This is a genomic window from Spirillospora sp. NPDC049652 (assembly GCF_040675125.1).
Classification (GTDB): Bacteria; Actinomycetota; Actinomycetes; order Streptosporangiales; family Streptosporangiaceae; genus Spirillospora.
In genome coordinates, this window is the sequence record NZ_JBFAOF010001111.1 from 1 (window position 1) to 2128 (window position 2128).

Consider the following 2128-nt stretch of genomic DNA (forward strand, 5'->3'; position numbering starts at 1 on the left):
ACGACATCGAGGGCGTCCGCGCCACCGATGCCCGGACGCTGGTGTTCCGGCTGGTCAAGCCCGCCTCCGACTTCCTCGACCTGCTCACGCTCGGGTACACCGCCGCCGCGCCGCGCGAGTACGACGCCTACGTCCCGGACGGCCCGGTCTTCCGGCGGCACACGGTCTCGGACGGCCCGTACCGGATCTCCGACTACCGCCCCGGCACCTCGTACCTGCTCACCCGGAACCCGTCCTGGCGGGCCGGGAGCGACCCGCTGCGCGAGCGGCACGTCGACGGCATCCGGATCACGCTCGGCCAGGACTCCGCCGAGGCCGTCCAGCAGCAGCTGGAGGCGGGCTCGGCGGACCTCGCCTGGGACCAGCCGGTGCCGCCCGCGGCGCTGCCCCGGCTGCGCGCCGCGCGCGACCCCCGGTTCGCCGTCCGCCAGGCCCCCTCGACCAGCCCCTACCTGGTCTTCAACCTGCGCAGCCCGAACAACGGGCACGCCCTGGCCGATCCGGAGGTGCGCCGAGCCCTGGCCTACGCGGTCGACCGCTCCACCCTGGTCAAGATCGTCGGCGGGCCGTCCGTGGCGCGTCCGCTGCACACGGTCATCCCGCCCGGCACCACGGGGTTCGCGCCCGCCGACCCGTTCCCCACGCCCGGCGACTCCGGCGATCCCGCCGCCTGCCGCCGCAGGCTGGCCGCGGCGGGCCATCCGGCGGGGCTGACGCTCCGCTTCCCGTTCCGGGTGAACAGCGTGCACCGGCTGATCGCCGAGTCGCTGCAGCAGAACCTCGCGGCCTGCGGCGTCCGGACCGTCCTGTCCCCCGACACCGGCGGCGACTTCTACGCCCGGACGATCTCCGACCCGGCCCGCGGCGCGGCCGGCTCCTGGGACATCGCCGCTCCCGGCTGGACGCCCGACTGGTACGGCGCGAACGGCCGCTCGGTGCTGCTGCCGCTGCTGTCCGGCCGCTCGCTCGGCCCGGGCTCCACCAACTACGGCGGGTACGACGATCCGCGCGTGAACGCCCTGATCGACCAGGCGCTCACGGCCACGTCCGAGGCGAGGGCCGCCGAGCTGTGGCGGCGGGCCGACCGGATCGCCACGCGGGACGCGGCGATCCTGCCGCTGCTCGACCGCGCGCACACGATCTTCATGTCGTCCCGCGTCCGGAACGCCCGCTTCCTGCCGACGACCGCCGGATACGACTACACCCGCCTCTACCTGGCCCACTGAGCCTTGCCCGCCGGACGGGCCCGCGCCCGGCCCCGAGCCGCGCGGCAGCGGCCGGGAAGCCTGACGGAATAGGGGATTTCGTCGGAATAAGTGAGGTATCGTCCTCCGCTCCGGTTGATCATCCCGAGCGGAGGCGACATGGCCGTCGAGCCGACCGCGTACGAGGCCCGGTGGCACGCGCTGTGCGCCGAGCTCGACGCGCATCCGGACATCAGGGTCCGGTACCGGATCGACGGCGGGCTCGACGCGGGCCTCGCGGACGCCCCGGCGGCCTGGGCGCATCTCGCCGGAACCACCGGAGCGCCCCCGCCCGCCGGGCTCGCCGAGTGCTTCCACCGGTTCCGCCAGCTCGGACGCCAGTGGGAGACGGCGGCTTCCGAGGTCAGCGGCGAGTTCTTCCTCACCGACCTCGCGCACGCGCGCCCGCAGGCGTACGAGTCGTGGATCGAATCATGGGCGGACCAGGAGCGCTTCCCATCCTCCGAACTGCGGATCGTCGACGAGCACCCGGTCACCGGGACCGGCGGCTTCACCGGCGTGCGGCTGCGTCCCGGCGGCGAACCGGAGCTGTGGTGGTCCACGATCCAGTACGCGGACTGGAGGCTGGACATCGGATACCGGGAGTACCTGGACGCGCTGCTGCTGACCCGCGGAGCGTTCAGCTGGCAGTTCCTGTTCACCGCCGCGCCCCTCGCCTCGGAGGAGTTCGACCAGGTGCGGGCCCGTCTGGAGCGGACGCTGGACGAGTTGCCCGCGCTGTTCCCCGCCGACGACTTCAGCGGGCTCAGGCGGCGTTTCGAGGAGCGTCTGTGAGCACCGCGACCCGGTTCGACGCGGCCCGGTAGCCCAGCGCCCCCAGCAGGTAGAGGGCGGCGACACCGGCGACCGTGCCGGACGAGACG

General features: G+C 74.1%; 2 protein-coding genes. Both read left to right on the forward strand.

Features of this window, described 5'->3' with window-relative positions:
* Window positions 1-1226 (forward strand): ABC transporter substrate-binding protein (locus tag AB0J52_RS37515; protein ID WP_500187713.1); only part of this gene is annotated, 1226 nt, incomplete at its 5' end.
* Between the two features lie 138 nt (window positions 1227-1364).
* On the forward strand, window positions 1365-2039 hold the full coding sequence (locus AB0J52_RS37520; protein ID WP_500187714.1) for a hypothetical protein: 675 nt from the start codon (window positions 1365-1367) through the stop codon (window positions 2037-2039).
* Window positions 2040-2128 lie beyond the last annotated feature (89 nt).